This is a genomic window from Pseudomonas rustica (genome assembly GCF_049959085.1).
Taxonomy (GTDB): Bacteria; Pseudomonadota; Gammaproteobacteria; order Pseudomonadales; family Pseudomonadaceae; genus Aquipseudomonas; species Aquipseudomonas rustica.
Genome location: NZ_CP188200.1, coordinates 5,517,501 through 5,534,236, shown reverse-complemented (window position 1 = coordinate 5,534,236; position 16,736 = coordinate 5,517,501). Strand labels below are relative to the sequence as shown.

The following is a 16,736-nucleotide window of genomic DNA, read 5'->3' as shown; positions in this document are numbered from 1 at the left end:
GGGATTGAGACTAGCAGTGAATCTGCACTGTTGATTTCGGCGGCGCTGAGCAGGCGAAGTTCAGATTTTCTGCACTTTCTCGAACCGCCGAAGTCCCAACCAACACACGCCACTCATCACCAATGCAGGAGAGCCACCATGGCCAACACCTCTTTACGTAAAGCCTCGTTGCAAAGCATGGAAGCCGAGATCGAGAGTCTGCTCAAGTCGTTGGAAAGCCTGAAGGACGACGCTTCGGACGAGTCGCGCAAGACCCTCAAGGCGCTGAAAAGCAATGCTGAAAGCGCGCTGAAACATTCGCGTCACTTGCTCAGCGACGCCTATGAAGAAGTCAAAGTGAAAACTCGCGAGACCGGGATCGCCACCCGTGATTACGCGCAGGAACATCCGTGGACGACCGCCGGTGTCGCGGTCGGTGCGATCGGTCTGCTGGCCGCTTACTTGCTGTTCAAGCGCGGCGAGTGATCGCTCTGGCGCAGCTCGTTCTTGAGCCATTGCGCCAGTTGCCGAGCGCGTCCGTCTGCGGCGCGCTTGGGTAGCCACAACGCCAGTTGCGCCGGGGTTTCACTGAAGCCCCACGGCGCAACCAGGCGACCGGCCTTCAAATCTTCCGTCACCAGCGGCTCCGGCGCGATGGCCACGCCGAGACCAGCAACGGCTGCTTCCAGCAAATAATACAAATGCTCAAAACCTTGCCCGAGCTTCAGCGCTTTTGCGTCGAGGTCGCTTTGCTGTGCCCAGCTTGGCCACGCTTGTGGGCGCGAGGTGGTGTGCAGCAGCGGTTCATTGAGCAGGGCCGAGGCTGGCGCGGCTTGCAGGCGCTGATAGCCGCTGAACAGGGGGCTCATGACCGGGCCGATGCGTTCTGCGGCCAATTCGTAAACCTGCATGTCTGCTGGCCACGGCGGTTCGGCGAACAGCAGCAAAGCATCCAGCCCCGGACGTCGTGGATCGAGATCGCCTTCACCCGCCGACAGATGCAGGCGCAAATCCGGCAGATCAGCATTCAATCGCCCCAAGCGCGGAATAAACCAACGCGCCAGCAAGCTTCCAGAACAGCCGAGTACAAACGGCGCATCGGCGGTGCTCTGGGTTAACTCGGCGCAAACACTGCGCAGCCGATCAAAAGCTTCGCCACTGGCATCACGCAAACGCATGCCGGCATCTGTGAGTTTCAAGCCGCGACCATCCTTGACGAACAGGCTGACGCCGAGGTGCTCCTCCAGCACTTTGAGCTGCCGACTGACCGCACCGTGAGTAACGTGTAGCTGCTCGGCAGCCTGACTGACACTGTTCAGACGGGCGGTGGCTTCGAACGCGCGCAGGGCGTTCAGCGGGGGAAGATCGTGGCTCATGGTATCTGTGAGTTTTCCTGACAGGTTGTGGCGATCTTATCGGTTTTCAGCGTAGTAGGTCAGGGGTAGAGTGGTCGTCATTGTCTTATCACCCGAATTCACCTGGAGCGACTCATGACCCAGACTTCGAACACCTCTGATCTGCGTAACGGCCCGGACGATAACGGCCTGTTCGGCTCGTTCGGTGGCCGCTACGTCGCGGAAACCCTGATGCCGTTGATCCTCGATCTGGCCCGCGAATACGAAGCGGCCAAGGAAGATCCGGCATTCAAAGAAGAATTGGCCTACTTCCAGCGTGACTACGTCGGACGTCCGAGCCCGCTGTATTTCGCTGAACGCCTGACCGAATTCTGCGGCGGCGCGAAGATTTATCTCAAGCGCGAAGAGCTGAACCACACCGGCGCGCACAAGATCAACAACTGCATCGGCCAGATTCTGCTGGCGCGGCGCATGGGCAAGAAACGCATCATCGCCGAGACCGGCGCTGGCATGCACGGCGTGGCCACGGCCACCGTCGCCGCCCGTTTCGGTCTGGATTGCGTGATCTACATGGGCACCACTGACATCGAACGTCAGCAGGCCAACGTCTTCCGCATGAAATTACTGGGCGCTGAAGTGATTCCGGTTGTTGCCGGCACTGGCACCCTGAAAGACGCGATGAACGAAGCCTTGCGTGACTGGGTGACCAACGTCGACAACACGTTCTACCTGATCGGCACCGTGGCGGGCCCGCATCCATACCCAGCGATGGTTCGCGACTTCCAGGCCGTGATCGGCAAGGAAACCCGCGATCAGTTGCAAGCGCAGGAAGGTCGTCTGCCGGACAGCCTGGTGGCGTGCATCGGTGGTGGTTCCAACGCGATGGGCCTGTTCCACCCGTTCCTCGACGACAAGAGCGTTGAGATCATCGGGGTTGAAGCCGCCGGTTACGGCATCGAAACCGGCAAGCACGCGGCGAGCCTGAATGGCGGCGTTCCGGGTGTGTTGCACGGCAACCGTACTTTCCTGTTGCAGGACGACGATGGCCAGATCATCGACGCCCACTCGATTTCCGCCGGTCTCGACTACCCGGGTATCGGCCCGGAACACGCGTGGTTGCATGACATCGGTCGCGTTCAGTACACCTCGGTGACCGACGACGAAGCGCTGGATGCGTTCCACAAATGCTGCCGACTGGAAGGGATTATTCCTGCACTGGAAAGCGCCCACGCCTTGGCTGAAGTGTTCAAACGCGCACCGAAGCTGCCGAAGGATCACCTGATGGTGGTCAACCTGTCGGGCCGTGGCGACAAAGACATGCAGACCGTCATGCATCACATGGAACACTCTCAGCAAGAGCAGTCAAAGCAGGAGAAACACTGATGAGCCGCCTGCAAACCCGTTTTGCCGACCTCAAAGAACAGAACCGCGCCGCGCTGGTGACCTTCGTCACTGCCGGTGATCCGGACTACGACACTTCGCTGGCGATCCTCAAAGGTTTGCCGGGTGCCGGCGCCGACGTGATCGAGTTGGGCATGCCGTTCACCGACCCGATGGCCGATGGCCCGGCGATCCAGTTGGCGAACATCCGTGCCTTGGGCGCCAAACAGAATCTGGTGAAAACCCTGCAAATGGTTCGCGAATTCCGCGAAGGCAACAGTGACACGCCGCTGGTGCTGATGGGTTACTTCAACCCGATCCACATGTATGGCGTTGAGCGCTTCATCGCTGACGCGAAAGAGGCCGGTGTCGATGGCCTGATCGTGGTCGACATGCCGCCTGAGCACAACGCAGAACTCTGCGACCCGGCGCAGGCTGCCGGTCTGGACTTTATCCGTCTGACCACGCCGACCACTGACGATGCGCGTCTGCCGCGAGTGCTCAATGGCAGCTCCGGTTTCGTTTACTACGTGTCGGTGGCCGGTGTGACCGGTGCTGGCGCTGCAACGCTGGAGCACGTCGAAGAGGCGGTGACCCGTCTGCGTCGCCACACCGATCTGCCAATCAGCATTGGTTTCGGCATCCGTACCCCGGAGCAAGCAGCGGCGATCGCGCGTCTGGCTGACGGTGTGGTGGTGGGTTCGGCATTGATTGATCACATCGCCAACGCGACCACTCCTGCACAAGCCATCGACGGTGTGTTGGGTCTGTGCTCGGCACTGTCCGAAGGCGTGCGTAAGGCCCGCGTCAGCTGAAGGTAAAGTTCCTGATACAGAGGAATTAGCACCTCAAAGCGCAGACTAATCCAGCAAGACCGAGGGCTTCAGTACATCGTTCTGCAGCCCTTTTTGCTGTTTGTGCCGTGAGGAAAGACCCGATGAAAATGCCGAAACGTCTGATAGCCGGATTGGGCGTACTGATGCTCAGTGCAACGCCGCTGCTGGCCAGCGCCGATCAGCGCGACGATCACGACCACGGCGGCCCGTCGCAGGGCCATTACGATAACCACGGTGATGATCATCGCGACGATCACCGTGGCCCGCAGAACGACCATCGTGGCGGCCCGCCACCGCACGACTTCGGCCCGGTGCGCCAGACCATTCGTGACAATCATGGCTACTTTGTACGCGGTGCACCGCCGCCTCCGGGGATTCATCTGGAGCGTGGCCGGCCGCTGCCGCACGGCTATTACGGCGAGCGTCTGGACAGTCGCGCGTTGGGTCGCTTGCCGGTGTATCCGGGCTACGAATGGCGCCGGACGGGGGGCGATATCGTGCTGATCGCGGTGGGCACCGGGATCGTGTACGAAATCCTCGATGGCGTGCTGTATTAATCGTTAGTCAGTCAAAAGATCGCAGCCTGCGGCAGCTCCTACAGGAATATCCACAAATCCCTGTAGGAGCTGCCGCAGGCTGCGATCTTTTGCTTTCAAGGCAATTCAAGTCCACCCGATGCCTTGTGCAATTTGCGCAGATGCGCACCAATCTGCTTCACATTCTCCTCACTCGCCGCAATCTCGGCAGCGCGTTTCGGCTCCAGCAACTTGCGCACTTCCGCGTCCAGATCACCCGACAGCACCAGCAACTTCTTCTGCCGCTGGCTGCTTTCATCTTCCAGTCGCTTGAACTCGCTCGGCTGTGGCAACCCATAACCACGACTATCAAGAAGCTCCGCCGGACGACTGAGGAAACCACTGTTGGCGAGGATTTCCTGCAGCGTCGCGTTGGCCTTGTCCATGCCGCCGTTCTCCAGCTCGCGCGCGCCGAGGTAGCGCTGCTTGACCTCATCCTGAGCCAACAACAACTGACGTCGATAACTCGCCTGCTCCAGCAACAACAAGGCGGCGCTGGTGCGCAGATCCGCACGCTCGAACCACTCGCGGCGTTCTTCGGCGGTGAGCGACAGCCATTCCTCAACGGTGGTCTGTTTGATCGGCAGCTGCTTCTTCAACACATCAAACATCGCCTGATAGCGATCGCGGAACGAGTCGAAACGATAACCCAGACGCAGCGCTTCTTTCGGATCATCGAGGACGCTGGTATCCGCCAGGCCACGGCCCTTCATCACTTCCAGCAAGCCGTTGGGCATGATGCTGTCGAGTCCAACGAACCGGCTGTTATCACTGCCGCTGCGCAACAGTTTCAAACCTTCCACCGCGCAGTTGTTGGAGAGGAAGAAGTAGTTGCCGTCGTAGCTCCAATGCATCTCGGCAGCGTGTTCGACCACGCCTTCGATCTCTTCCCGTGACAGGTTGATCGGCACGGAAGCGAGGCTGCGCAATTCGGTCTTGGTGTATTCGTCGATCACCTGCGCAAGCGGCAGTACGAATAGCCGTGAGGGGTATTTACCGACCAGTCCGTCCCAGCTCGATAACTGCACATCGCCGACAAAGGCGCGGTACGACAGCACCAGATGCTGATCGAGATCGAGTCGGCAATCCGGCCCACGCGGACGGCCCGGCGCGCAGATCACCAGGCGCAACATGCTGTGGCCCCAGCGGCTGACCCAGTTCTGATTGGCCTCTGCGAGCAAGTAATCAACCGCGTAAACCCGCTCCGGATCGACGTGCCCCAGTGGCTGCTTGGCGAAGTCGTTACCGGCGTTCAAAAACGCGAAGGTCTTGCTGCAAGTGTCTTTGGCCGGTGGCGCCCAGCCGAAATGTTGCTGGTAATAGCGGTACAGCGCGGGGCGGCGGCAGGCGTAGCTCGGGTCGAGGAGGAAGTACTCCATGTTGACCGCGACGAACTCTTTCGGGCTGGAAATCTCGTAGAGATCGGGGCTGCGGGCGATCTGCCGATTGTGCTGCTCACGCTCACCGCGACGGCCGACGTATTGCTGCCAACCGGCGAGGTCGAGCAAGCGCGGATCATCGCTGAGGGTAAAGCGACGGCCGTTCTGGCCACGGCATTCATCGGGGATGCCGATCAATCCGGCGCTGTTGAAGCGGCGGGTGCAACGCTGGATCAGCGTGCGCTCGGCGTCCGGCCACAAGCGGGCGCGGTCATAAATGTGGGTAATTTCGTGCAGCACGGTGGCGAGCAATTCCTGGCGCACAGTGCCGTGGGGGCGATTGGTTTTTTCTTTCGCGGCGCTGCCATCGGTGAGGCCGGCGAGCAGTTTGCGGTTCAGATCGAGTTCGGCAACCAGCGTCGCCTGGCCGTAGGCGTTGGCGGGCATGTCGTCAGTCCAGCCGACATCGATGCGCCGATCCAGCCGCTCGATAAAGCTCGGCGGCAGTTTTTGCATCGCCTCATCGATCAGCGCCTGGCTGGCCTGTTGTTGGGCGGGGCTCAGACCGTCGGTCTTGAGCCGCAATTGCAGGCCGGCGTGGGCGCTGTTGCCAAGTAGCAACAACGCGCCGGCCAGCAGCCAGGCGCCGAGTGACTTCACAGTGCGAGGATGGCTTCGGCGAGTACCTGATCACTGGCGTCGCGGGCTTCCGGGACGCGCGTGCGCAATGTGTTGAGGGCGGCTTCAAGGTGCGCGCCACGGATATCACCGTTGGTGGCGACGAAGCTGGCGGCGTCATCGTGCGCTTCGCGGATGATTTTCGAGTCGCGGATCGAGGTGGTGGTGTCGGAGGTGAAATCGATGGTGCGCTGGGAGGCACGAACGATGATGTTACTGGTGGCTACCAGGGTGTGCGCCTGGGCCACGTCGGCCAACAAAAACAGGCCAAGGGCGGCAGCAATCAGCGGGCTACGCATGGAACGACTCCGGAGGGACAGGTTAACTAAGGGCTGGGTTAACTATTGGACGAGAATTGCTTCTGCCAGTTCAAGGTCAGAGACATGAAGTTTCGGCCGTTTTTTACGCAGATAATTCAGCGCGGATTCCAGCTGCGCCCCGCGCAATTGGCCGTCACTGGCCACGAACGCTGCCGCGTCATCGTGAGCGGCGAACAGCAGTTTACGGTCGAAAGGCGCGGAAGACACCATGCTGGTGGCGTAACCACTGACGACAATGCCTTGGGTCGACGCATTGAAAGCATCATAGGCATCGACCGACGTCGCCCAACAGGCGCTCAGCAATACGGAAGGGATCAGCAGATTTGGAAGAAAACGCATCGGACTCGGTAACTGTTAGCGAGCCGCAAGGCTAGCGCAATGCCCGGGCCAGAGCCAGTCTCGAAACATCGGGACACGGCTGGCGTGTCCCGCAATGCTCGAATCGCTTAGATCGTCAGGATGGCCTGAGCCAGCTCTGCGTCGGTCGCGTTCAGTTGTGGAGCCTGGTGGCGGATGTGATCCAGCGCGCTTTCCAGTTTCACGCCACGGATATCGCCTTGGGTAGCGACGAAGCTGGCCGCGTCATCACGGGCAGCGAGGACGATTTTGTCGTCACGGAACGACGAGGTCACATCGGAAGTGGCGTCGGACGAAGATTTCAGCGCACCGACGACGGCGTCGGTGGTGACGATGAAACTGGTGGCGCTGGCGTTGGCAGCAACGGCCAGAAGGGCAGCAGCGCTGAGCAGGCGAAGACGGGACATGATGTAACTCCTGTGAATAAACCGTATTGAGAGGTGGCTCGGTATCTGAGGAGTCAGACGCCTGTTGCGCATCATTCGCCACGTTCTGTGTGGATATTAGGCGCAGATGCGTTCGCCAAACCAGCATCCAGACGAAAAACCTGTAGGAGCTGCCGAAGGCTGCGATCTTTTGCTTTGGATTTTCAAGATCAAAAGATCGCAGCCTTCGGCAGCTCCTACAATTGTAATGGTCTGATTTAGAATTATTTGAACTGTACTGGTTTGGGTTTTTCAGGGGCTGAAACGACAAAACCCGTCGTGGTTTCCCACGACGGGTTTCGTTTGTGCAATTCGGGTTGCTGGCGGTGGGTCTAACGACCAGAGCCAGCGACGCTGCTTAGCGCCAGAATGGCTTGCTCAGCTCTTCGTAGCGTTGAGCTTCGCTGATACCGGCGTCAGCCAGCAAACGCGAATCCAGACGGGCCAATTGGTGGCGGCTGGAGATGCGGCGCTGCCACAACATCAGGTTGGCAAGAACGCGCAGAGGCATGGAAGCCTGGTTTTTTGCAGCTTTGTCTTCGAAGAACAGTTCGGAACTGAGTGTACGTTCCATGGTTGACATCCTTCCGCTTGTGGCGGGATCAGGTAGTGGTTTGACTGGTGCCCATGATCCTCTCGTTTGCCTAGTCTCTCTAGATACAGTTCAACTGTATTGTGAGTGACCAGTTAACTGTTTATAGGCGGTGTACGGGTCGAAATAGAGCAAACTGTACCTATCCGCACTTAAGTAGTGCGTTTTTGCTCAATTCGTCAGGAAAGGTTGGCAAATGCTGTAGGAAATGACCAGTACAGCAGTACAGTTTTTGTAAGGCGGGGGACTTGCGAGAGTCCGCTGACACAAACTGTGTTTGCATCAGCGGTTTATCTGTGTGAATTACACCGCGAGCATGCGCCCGGTTTCTTCCAGATTCATGTGCCAGCTCAACGCTTCACGCAGGATGTGCGGGGTGTGACCACCGATCGCACAGGCCGCCGTGAAGTAATCGTTGAGCGCCTGGCGGAAGTCCGGGTGCACACAGTTGTCGATGATGACCCGCGCGCGCTCCCGTGGCGCCAGGCCACGCAGGTCGGCCAGGCCGACTTCGGTCACCAGAATGTCGACGTCATGCTCGGTGTGGTCAACGTGGCTGACCATCGGCACCACGCTGGAAATTGCGCCGCCCTTGGCGATCGACTTGGTCACGAACACCGCCAGGTGCGCATTGCGCGCGAAGTCGCCCGAACCGCCGATGCCGTTCATCATCCGCGTACCGCAGACGTGGGTGGAATTGACGTTGCCGTAGATGTCGAACTCCAGCGCCGTATTGATCCCGATAATGCCCAGACGACGAACCACTTCCGGGTGGTTGGAGATCTCCTGTGGACGCAGTACCAGTTTGTCCTTGTACTTCTCGAGATTGCCGAACACGTCGCTGGTGCGGCGCTCCGACAAGGTGATCGAGCTGCCCGAAGCAAAGCTCAGCTTGCCGGCGTCGATCAGGTCGAAGGTCGAATCCTGCAACACTTCGGAGTACATGGTCAGGTCTTCGAACGGCGAGTCAATCAGGCCGCACATCACTGCGTTGGCAATGTTGCCGATCCCCGCCTGCAACGGGCCGAGCTTGTTGGTCATGCGCCCGGCGTCGACTTCCTGCTTGAAGAAGGTGATCAGGTGCTCGGCGATGGCGTTGGTATCGACGTCCGGCGTCGACACGGTGGACGGCGAATCCGACTGTTGGGTGATGACGATGGCGACAATCTTCTCCGGCGGAATCGGAATCGCCGTGCTGCCGATGCGGTCGTCGACTTTTACCAGCGGGATCGGCGTGCGCGTTGGGCGGTAGGTCGGGATATAGATGTCGTGCAGGCCTTCGAGATTAGCGTTGTGCGCCAGGTTGATCTCGACGATCACCTGTTTGGCGAAAATCGCGAAGCTCGCCGAGTTGCCCACCGAGGTGGTCGGCACGATGTGGCCCTGTTCGGTGATGGCCACGGCTTCGATGACCGCAATGTCCGGCAGCTTCAGTTGCTGGTTGCGCAGTTGCTCAACGGTTTCCGACAGATGCTGGTCGATGAACATCACCTGGCCGGCGTTGATCGCCTTGCGCAAAGTGCTGTCGACCTGGAACGGCATGCGCCGCGACAGCACGCCGGCCTCGGTCAATTGCTTGTCGAGGTCGTTGCCCAGGCTGGCGCCGGTCATCAGGCTGATCTTCAGCGGCGTGACCTTGGCGCGCTCGGCCAATGCGTGAGGGACGGCTTTGGCTTCGCCGGCACGGGTGAAGCCGCTCATGCCAACGGTCATGCCGTCCTCAATCAGAGCGGCTGCGTCGGCGGCGCTCATCACTTTGTCCAACAACGAAGGCAGGCGAATACGGTCACGGTACATGGATTATTATCTCGGGAAGCGAGTAGCAGGATGCGCAGTCTAGTGAATTTGACGGGCGCCTGTCCCGCTACCAAGGTCGCAAACGAGACGTCTATTCAGCGGGTTTCAAGTAAAACACCGTTACTGGATCTGCAACAACGCGGCAAATTGTCCGACTGTTTGCGCAAACAAAAACGCCCCGACAAGTCGGGGCGTTCGGTGTTGCAGCGGGGAATTATTCGACCGCTTTAACCATGTCTTCGATGACTTTCTTCGCGTCGCCGAACACCATCATGGTCTTGTCCAGATAGAACAGTTCGTTGTCCAGGCCGGCATAGCCGCTGGCCATCGAGCGCTTGTTGACGATGATGGTCTTGGCCTTGAACGCTTCGAGAATCGGCATGCCGGCAATCGGCGACTTCGGATCGTTCTTCGCGGCCGGGTTGACCACGTCGTTCGCGCCGAGTACCAACACCACGTCGGCCTGGCCGAACTCGGAGTTGATGTCTTCCATCTCGAACACCTGATCGTAAGGCACTTCGGCCTCGGCGAGCAGAACGTTCATGTGCCCCGGCATACGGCCGGCAACCGGGTGGATCGCGTACTTCACGGTCACGCCACGGTGGGTCAGCTTCTCGGTCAGCTCTTTCAGCGCATGTTGTGCACGCGCTACTGCCAAGCCATAACCCGGCACGATGATCACGGTGTCGGCGTTGGTCAGCAGGAAAGTCGCGTCGTCAGCCGAACCGGATTTTACCGGACGGGCTTCTTTCGCACCCGCAGGGCCTGCATCGGCTGTGTTGCCGAAACCGCCGAGCAGTACATTAAAGAAGGAACGGTTCATCGCCTTGCACATGATGTACGAGAGGATCGCACCGCTCGAACCCACCAGCGAGCCGGCAATGATCAGCATCGAGTTGTTCAGCGAGAAGCCGATACCTGCCGCCGCCCATCCCGAATAGCTGTTGAGCATCGACACCACGACCGGCATGTCTGCACCGCCAATCGGGATGATGATCAGCACGCCCATCACGAACGCCAGCGCCAGCATCAGCGCGAACGCGGTGAGGTTGCCGGTGAACATGAAGGTCAGGCCGAGCGCCAGTGTCGCCAGGCCCAGTACCGCATTCAACTTGTGCTGACCGGTGAACTGTACCGGTGCGCCCTGGAACAGGCGGAACTTGTACTTGCCCGACAGCTTGCCGAACGCAATCACCGAACCGGAGAAGGTGATTGCACCGATGGCAGCGCCGAGGAACAACTCCAGACGATTGCCCGCCGGGATCGAGTCGCCCAGCTGTTTAACGATGCCCAGCGATTGCGGCTCAACCACCGCAGCGATGGCGATGAACACTGCCGCGAGGCCGATCATGCTGTGCATGAAGGCGACCAGTTCCGGCATCTTGGTCATTTCAACGCGCTTGGCCATGATCGAACCGGCCGTGCCGCCGACCAACAGGCCAACGATGACGTAACCGATACCGGCAGTCGCGAGCTCAGCGCCCAACTTATAGATGAGGCCGACGGTGGTCAGGATGGCCAAGGCCATGCCGAGCATGCCGAACAGGTTGCCGCGCCGCGAAGTAGTCGGGTGCGACAGGCCTTTGAGGGCCTGGATAAAGCAGATCGACGCGATCAGGTAGAGCGTCGTGACGAGATTCATGCTCATTACTTCGGCGCCTCTTCTTTTACTTTCGGGGCTTTCTTCTTGAACATCTCAAGCATGCGGCGGGTGACCAGGAAGCCACCGAACACGTTGACCGCGGCCAGTGCCACGGCGAGGGTGCCCATGGTTTTGCCCAGCGGCGTGACAGTTAGTGCCGCCGCGAGCATGGCGCCGACAATCACGATCGCCGAGATCGCGTTGGTCACCGCCATCAACGGCGTGTGCAGCGCAGGTGTAACGTTCCAGACCACGTGGTAACCGACATAAATCGCCAGCACGAAGATGATCAGGTTGTAGATACCGGGGGAGATAAGCTCTTCCATCGTCTGAATCCCTGCTTAGGCGTTTTTGCGGATGACTTGGCCGTCGCGGCACATCAGGCACGCGGCGACGATGTCGTCTTCGAGGTTGACGTCGAACTGGCCTTCTTTGGTGAAGACCAGCTTGAGGAAGTCCAGCAGGTTGCGTGCGTACAGTGCCGAAGCGTCTGCAGCGACTTCGCCGGCCAGATTGGTCGGGCCGCAAATGGTCACGCCATTCTCGACCACGACCTGATCAGCCACGGTCAGCGGGCAGTTGCCGCCCTGAGCCGCCGCGAGGTCGATGACCACCGAACCCGGTTTCATCTGCGCCACGGTGTCCGCGCTCAACAGCGTCGGTGCCTTGCGGCCCGGAATCAGCGCGGTGGTGATGACGATGTCAGCCTGCTTGGCGCGCTCGTGCACTGCCTGGGCCTGACGCTGCATCCAGCTCGCCGGCATTGGCCGCGCGTAACCACCGACACCGACGGCGCATTCGCGCTCTTCATCGGTCTCGTAAGGCACGTCGACGAACTTCGCCCCGAGGGATTCGATCTGCTCTTTTACCGCCGGACGCACGTCGGACGCTTCGATCACCGCACCCAGACGTTTCGCCGTGGCAATTGCCTGCAACCCGGCCACACCGGCGCCAAGAATCAGTACGCGCGCCGCTTTCACGGTGCCCGCAGCGGTCATCAGCATTGGCATGAAGCGAGGGTAATGGTGGGCGGCCAGCAACACAGCCTTATAGCCGGCAATGTTCGCCTGCGACGACAACACATCGAGACTCTGCGCGCGCGAGGTGCGCGGCGCCGCTTCGAGGGCGAACGCGGTAATGCCGCACTCGGCCATCTTCGCGATGGTTTCGTTGTTGAACGGGTTGAGCATGCCGACCAATACCGTACCGCGCTTGATCAGCGTCAGTTCGGCATCGCTTGGCGCGACCACTTTGAGAATCAGCTCGGCGCCAAACGCGTCATTGGCACTGCCAATGGTTGCGCCTGCCGCTTCATAGGCACTGTCGACCACACTGGCTTTAACGCCGGCGCCGGTTTGCACAGTGACCTTATGACCTTGGCTGATCAGCTTTTTAATGGTTTCCGGGGTTGCAGCAACCCGTGTTTCACCGGTCTGGGTTTCGAGAGGAACACCAATGTGCACGTCAAATCTCCTGCGTGATCTTATTGAGTAAACCCATGCACTACGGATGGTGCGACTGGGGCGGCCGATCAGCACGATCCCGCCAAATCAGGGCGGGGCGCGGCATTTTGCAGGCGAACTTTATGCCCTTCAAGGGATTATGACGGGTGACGGAAAATTAACTACAAGTCATGCCGTGACCGAATGTCGCACATGCACGGTCGAATCCCTTACAGGCCGTGCCCTGCAAGGATTCTGGCGCAATATGTAAAAATTTCTCATCGGTGACGTGAATAGGCCGCAATGCGTCGTGAATGGAGGCTCAAAGCCACGTCCGCAGGCGCTTGTAGGACGTCTGTACGACTTTCGGATACAGTCTGTGCATATGCGACAAATAGTTATATCTGTAGGGCTTTTGTTTTTCTGACTACGAGGTCAGCAAATGCTGAAAGCCTTTAGCCTTCAAGGCTGTAGCTCTGTGCCTGATTTACCAGCCAGTCACGAAAAGCCTTCAGAGACGCCGATTCGACCTTTCGTTCGGGAATCATCAAGTAATAGGCTTTGATGCTGGAGAGTGCCTGCGGGTTGGCAATTACCAGGCGTTTCTCCGCCAATTCCCGCTGAATCAGAAACGGTGGAATCAGCGCAATCCCCATGTCGTGCATGGCCGCTTGGGCGAGCATGGAGAATAGCTCGTAGCGCGGACCTGTCATGTCGCGGGGGATATTCATGTGTTGCGAGTTGAACCACTGACGCCAGGCATAAGGGCGAGTGGTTTGTTGCAGCAGCGGCAGATCGGCAATCTCATCGGCTGTCAGAAGCGTCTTGTTGCCGAGTAGGGCGGGGCTGCACACCGGCATTGGATTTTCACCCATCAGCCTGTGGGATTCGGTACCCGACCAATCGGCGTCGCCGAAGTAGATCGCCGCATCGAACTCAGTGTCGGCAAACAGGAAGGGCCGCGTGCGGTTGGTCAGGTTGACCGTGACTTCCGGGTGCTTGAGCTGGAAATCCTTCAGGCGAGGTAGCAACCATTGCGTGCCGAACGTCGGCACCACCGCCAGTTCGATCACATTGGTGCCTTGCTGGCCCATCACCGAGAGGGTGTCGCGCTCAACCGCATCGAGTTGCATTGCGACCCGACGACTGTAGGAAAGTCCTGCTTCGGTCAGTTTCACTCCTCGTCGCGAACGCCGGAACAGTTCGACGCTGAGGAATTCCTCAAGGCTGGCGATTTGTCGGCAAATCGCACCCTGGGTGAGAGAAAGTTCTTCGGCGGCGCGGGTAAAGCTTTCGTGACGTGCGGCGGCTTCGAAGCTGATCAGGGCGGTGGTGCTGGGGATCTTCCTGCGCATGTACGTCAACCTCACTAATGCGCCGCATAAAAGGCATTTCGCGACGTTTCGGAGTGAGAAATTAGCACAACACAATGCGAAATCCTCGTTTGCCGCGACGGCGAACCGCGCCTAGGATCAATGCCACGTTAATTCACCCGATTTACGAGGACACACTCATGGGCGGTAAAGCTAGCTTCAACTGGATCGATCCCCTGCTGCTGGATCAACAGCTCACCGAAGAAGAGCGCATGATCCGCGACACCGCCGAGCAGTTCGCTCAGCAGAAGCTCGCGCCGCGTGTTCTTGAAGCTTTCCGTCATGAGAAGACTGATCCGGCGATCTTCCGCGAAATGGGCGAAGTCGGCCTGTTGGGCGCGACCATCCCTGAGCAGTACGGTGGCAGCGGCCTCAACTACGTCAGCTACGGCCTGATTGCTCGCGAAGTGGAGCGGGTCGACTCCGGCTATCGCTCGATGATGAGCGTGCAATCGTCGCTGGTAATGGTACCGATCAACGAATTCGGCACCGAAGCACAGAAACAGAAATACCTGCCGAAACTGGCTTCCGGCGAGTGGATCGGCTGCTTCGGTCTGACCGAGCCAAACCACGGTTCCGACCCGGGCGCGATGATTACTCGGGCCCGCAAAGTCGACGGCGGATACAGCCTGACCGGCGCGAAGATGTGGATCACTAACAGCCCGATGGCCGACGTGTTCGTGGTCTGGGGTAAGGACGATGCCGGCGACATTCGTGGCTTCGTCCTGGAGAAGGGCTGGAAAGGCCTGAGCGCTCCGGCGATTCACGGCAAGGTCGGCCTGCGTGCGTCGATTACCGGCGAGATCGTCATGGACAACGTGTTTGTACCGGAAGAGAACATCTTCCCGGACGTGCGCGGTCTGAAAGGCCCGTTCACTTGCCTCAACTCTGCGCGCTACGGCATTTCCTGGGGCGCACTGGGCGCTGCCGAGTTCTGCTGGCACACCGCTCGCCAGTACACGCTGGATCGTCAACAGTTCGGTCGCCCATTGGCCGCTACTCAGTTGATCCAGAAGAAACTGGCCGACATGCAGACCGAGATCACGTTGGCGCTGCAAGGCTGCCTGCGTCTGGGTCGCATGAAGGACGAAGGTACCGCTGCGGTCGAAATCACTTCGATCATGAAGCGCAACTCTTGCGGCAAGTCGCTGGACATCGCCCGTATGGCGCGCGACATGTTGGGCGGCAACGGTATCTCCGATGAATTCGGCGTGGCCCGTCACCTGGTCAACCTGGAAGTGGTGAATACCTATGAAGGTACTCATGACGTTCACGCGCTGATTTTGGGTCGTGCGCAAACCGGTCTGCAGGCGTTCTATTAATAGGAGAGCGACCATGGGCGCGCTGTCGCATCTGCGGGTACTGGATTTATCGCGAGTGTTGGCCGGGCCGTGGGCCGGGCAGATCCTCGCCGACCTTGGCGCCGAAGTGATCAAGGTTGAGCGCCCGGGTAATGGTGACGACACGCGCGCCTGGGGGCCGCCCTTCCTTAAAGACGCTTATGGCGAGAACACCTCGGAAGCGGCTTATTACCTGTCGGCCAACCGCAACAAGCAATCGGTGACTATCGACTTCACTCGTCCTGAGGGGCAGAAGCTGGTGCGCGAGCTGGCGGCGAAGTCGGACATCCTTATCGAGAATTTCAAGGTCGGTGGTCTGGCGGCGTATGGGCTGGACTATGAATCGCTGAAGGCGATCAATCCGAACCTGATCTATTGCTCGATCACCGGGTTCGGCCAGACCGGGCCGTATGCCAAGCGCGCTGGCTATGACTTCATGATTCAGGGGTTGGGCGGGCTGATGAGCCTGACTGGTCGTCCCGAGGGTGATGAGGGTGCCGGGCCGGTAAAGGTCGGTGTGGCGTTGACGGATATTCTTACCGGTCTGTATTCGACGGTGGCGATTCTTGCGGCGTTGGCACATCGCGATCACGACGGGGGCGGCCAACACATCGATATGGCGTTGCTGGATGTGCAAGTTGCGTGTCTGGCCAACCAGGCGATGAATTATCTGACCACGGGCAATGCGCCTAAGCGTCTGGGTAATGCGCATCCGAACATCGTGCCTTATCAGGACTTTCCTACGGCCGACGGCGATTTCATTCTTACCGTGGGTAACGACGGGCAGTTCCGCAAGTTTGCCGAAGTGGCGGGGCAGCCACAGTGGGCTGACGATCCGCGCTTCGCTACTAATAAGCTGCGGGTGGCGAACCGGGCGGTGTTGATTCCGCTGATTCGCCAGGCGACGGTGTTCAAGACGACTGCCGAGTGGGTTGCCGAGCTGGAGCAGGCGGGCGTGCCTTGTGGGCCGATCAATGATCTGTCGCAGGTGTTCGAGGATCCGCAGGTGAAGGCGCGTGGTCTGGCGATAGAGCTGCCGCACGCACTGGCGGGAATGGTGCCGCAAGTGGCCAGCCCTATCCGCATGTCGCAGACACCGGTTGAGTATCGGCGCGCCCCTCCTTTATTGGGTGAGCATACGCTGGAGGTTCTTCAAGGTGTGCTGGGCTTGGGCGCGGGTGCGGTGGCTGAGCTGAAGGCGGCTGGGGTGCTCTAAAGATCCCTTCTATAAAGAAGGGATCACGTTGCTTCCTTTATATAGGTGCA

The 16,736-nt window shown here is 59.4% G+C and carries 17 protein-coding genes; 6 read left to right on the top strand and 11 right to left on the bottom strand.

What is annotated here, in order from left to right:
- Positions 1-138: 138 nt before the first annotated feature.
- On the top strand, positions 139-465 hold the full coding sequence (locus ACP3TY_RS25070; protein WP_007911686.1) for a DUF883 family protein: 327 nt from the start codon (positions 139-141) through the stop codon (positions 463-465).
- On the opposite strand, the gene ACP3TY_RS25065 is transcribed toward ACP3TY_RS25070, so the two are convergent.
- Positions 438-1,355 carry a LysR family transcriptional regulator gene (locus ACP3TY_RS25065; protein ID WP_053116407.1) on the bottom strand — a complete coding sequence of 306 codons (918 nt, stop codon included), beginning with the start codon at positions 1,353-1,355 and terminating at the stop codon, positions 438-440. The genes ACP3TY_RS25070 and ACP3TY_RS25065 overlap by 28 nt on opposite strands.
- Before the next feature lie 114 nt (positions 1,356-1,469).
- Here ACP3TY_RS25065 and trpB point away from each other — a divergent pair, with 114 nt between their 5' ends.
- The 3 genes from trpB (at position 1,470) to ACP3TY_RS25050 (ending at position 4,107) form a co-directional block, all read left to right on the top strand.
- Positions 1,470-2,717: a tryptophan synthase subunit beta gene (trpB, locus tag ACP3TY_RS25060; protein WP_426618728.1), complete on the top strand. Its 1,248-nt coding sequence runs from the start codon at positions 1,470-1,472 to the stop codon at positions 2,715-2,717.
- The gene (gene trpA, locus ACP3TY_RS25055; RefSeq protein ID WP_159813327.1) at positions 2,717-3,529 is read left to right on the top strand and encodes a tryptophan synthase subunit alpha; all 813 of its coding nucleotides are present in this window, start codon (positions 2,717-2,719) and stop codon (positions 3,527-3,529) included. Before trpB ends, trpA begins: the two co-directional genes overlap by 1 nt.
- 122 nt (positions 3,530-3,651) lie before the next feature.
- Positions 3,652-4,107 carry an anti-virulence regulator CigR family protein gene (locus tag ACP3TY_RS25050; RefSeq protein WP_426618727.1) on the top strand — a complete coding sequence of 152 codons (456 nt, stop codon included), beginning with the start codon at positions 3,652-3,654 and terminating at the stop codon, positions 4,105-4,107.
- Positions 4,108-4,202: 95 nt separating this feature from the next.
- On the opposite strand, the gene ACP3TY_RS25045 is transcribed toward ACP3TY_RS25050, so the two are convergent.
- The 10 genes from ACP3TY_RS25045 to ACP3TY_RS25000 all read right to left on the bottom strand — a co-directional run bounded on the left by ACP3TY_RS25045 (position 4,203) and on the right by ACP3TY_RS25000 (position 14,112).
- Positions 4,203-6,164 carry a DUF4105 domain-containing protein gene (locus tag ACP3TY_RS25045; RefSeq protein ID WP_400650721.1) on the bottom strand — a complete coding sequence of 654 codons (1,962 nt, stop codon included), beginning with the start codon at positions 6,162-6,164 and terminating at the stop codon, positions 4,203-4,205.
- Complete coding sequence (locus ACP3TY_RS25040; RefSeq protein ID WP_007911662.1) at positions 6,161-6,481, bottom strand: DUF2388 domain-containing protein; 321 nt, start codon at positions 6,479-6,481, stop codon at positions 6,161-6,163. The genes ACP3TY_RS25045 and ACP3TY_RS25040 overlap by 4 nt, the downstream gene beginning before the upstream one ends.
- A gap of 42 nt (positions 6,482-6,523) precedes the next feature.
- On the bottom strand, positions 6,524-6,841 hold the full coding sequence (locus ACP3TY_RS25035) for a DUF2388 domain-containing protein (RefSeq protein WP_053116412.1): 318 nt from the start codon (positions 6,839-6,841) through the stop codon (positions 6,524-6,526).
- Positions 6,842-6,948: 107 nt separating this feature from the next.
- Positions 6,949-7,266: a DUF2388 domain-containing protein gene (locus tag ACP3TY_RS25030; protein WP_008081137.1), complete on the bottom strand. Its 318-nt coding sequence runs from the start codon at positions 7,264-7,266 to the stop codon at positions 6,949-6,951.
- A gap of 376 nt (positions 7,267-7,642) precedes the next feature.
- The gene (locus ACP3TY_RS25025) at positions 7,643-7,858 is read right to left on the bottom strand and encodes a DUF1127 domain-containing protein (RefSeq protein WP_053116413.1); all 216 of its coding nucleotides are present in this window, start codon (positions 7,856-7,858) and stop codon (positions 7,643-7,645) included.
- Between the two features lie 321 nt (positions 7,859-8,179).
- Positions 8,180-9,673, bottom strand: a complete 1,494-nt coding sequence (locus ACP3TY_RS25020) for an acetyl-CoA hydrolase/transferase family protein (RefSeq protein ID WP_426618726.1) — start codon at positions 9,671-9,673, stop codon at positions 8,180-8,182.
- A gap of 214 nt (positions 9,674-9,887) precedes the next feature.
- Positions 9,888-11,321 (bottom strand): NAD(P)(+) transhydrogenase (Re/Si-specific) subunit beta, encoded by a 1,434-nt coding sequence (locus tag ACP3TY_RS25015; RefSeq protein ID WP_008081130.1) that lies wholly within the window; start codon positions 11,319-11,321, stop codon positions 9,888-9,890.
- Entirely contained in the window at positions 11,321-11,641 is a 321-nt protein-coding gene (locus tag ACP3TY_RS25010) for an NAD(P) transhydrogenase subunit alpha (RefSeq protein WP_003187417.1), read from the bottom strand. The genes ACP3TY_RS25015 and ACP3TY_RS25010 overlap by 1 nt, the downstream gene beginning before the upstream one ends.
- A 15-nt stretch (positions 11,642-11,656) precedes the next feature.
- A complete protein-coding gene (locus ACP3TY_RS25005) occupies positions 11,657-12,778 on the bottom strand; it encodes a Re/Si-specific NAD(P)(+) transhydrogenase subunit alpha (protein WP_122604768.1) in 1,122 nt (373 codons plus the stop codon).
- Between the two features lie 434 nt (positions 12,779-13,212).
- Positions 13,213-14,112: a LysR family transcriptional regulator gene (locus tag ACP3TY_RS25000; protein ID WP_426618725.1), complete on the bottom strand. Its 900-nt coding sequence runs from the start codon at positions 14,110-14,112 to the stop codon at positions 13,213-13,215.
- Between the two features lie 158 nt (positions 14,113-14,270).
- Between ACP3TY_RS25000 and ACP3TY_RS24995 the strand changes: the two genes are divergently transcribed.
- Both ACP3TY_RS24995 and ACP3TY_RS24990 read left to right on the top strand, forming a co-directional pair.
- Complete coding sequence (locus tag ACP3TY_RS24995; protein ID WP_426618724.1) at positions 14,271-15,452, top strand: acyl-CoA dehydrogenase; 1,182 nt, start codon at positions 14,271-14,273, stop codon at positions 15,450-15,452.
- Positions 15,453-15,465: 13 nt separating this feature from the next.
- Complete coding sequence (locus ACP3TY_RS24990) at positions 15,466-16,686, top strand: CaiB/BaiF CoA transferase family protein (RefSeq protein ID WP_053116419.1); 1,221 nt, start codon at positions 15,466-15,468, stop codon at positions 16,684-16,686.
- The last annotated feature ends 50 nt before the right edge of the window (positions 16,687-16,736 follow it).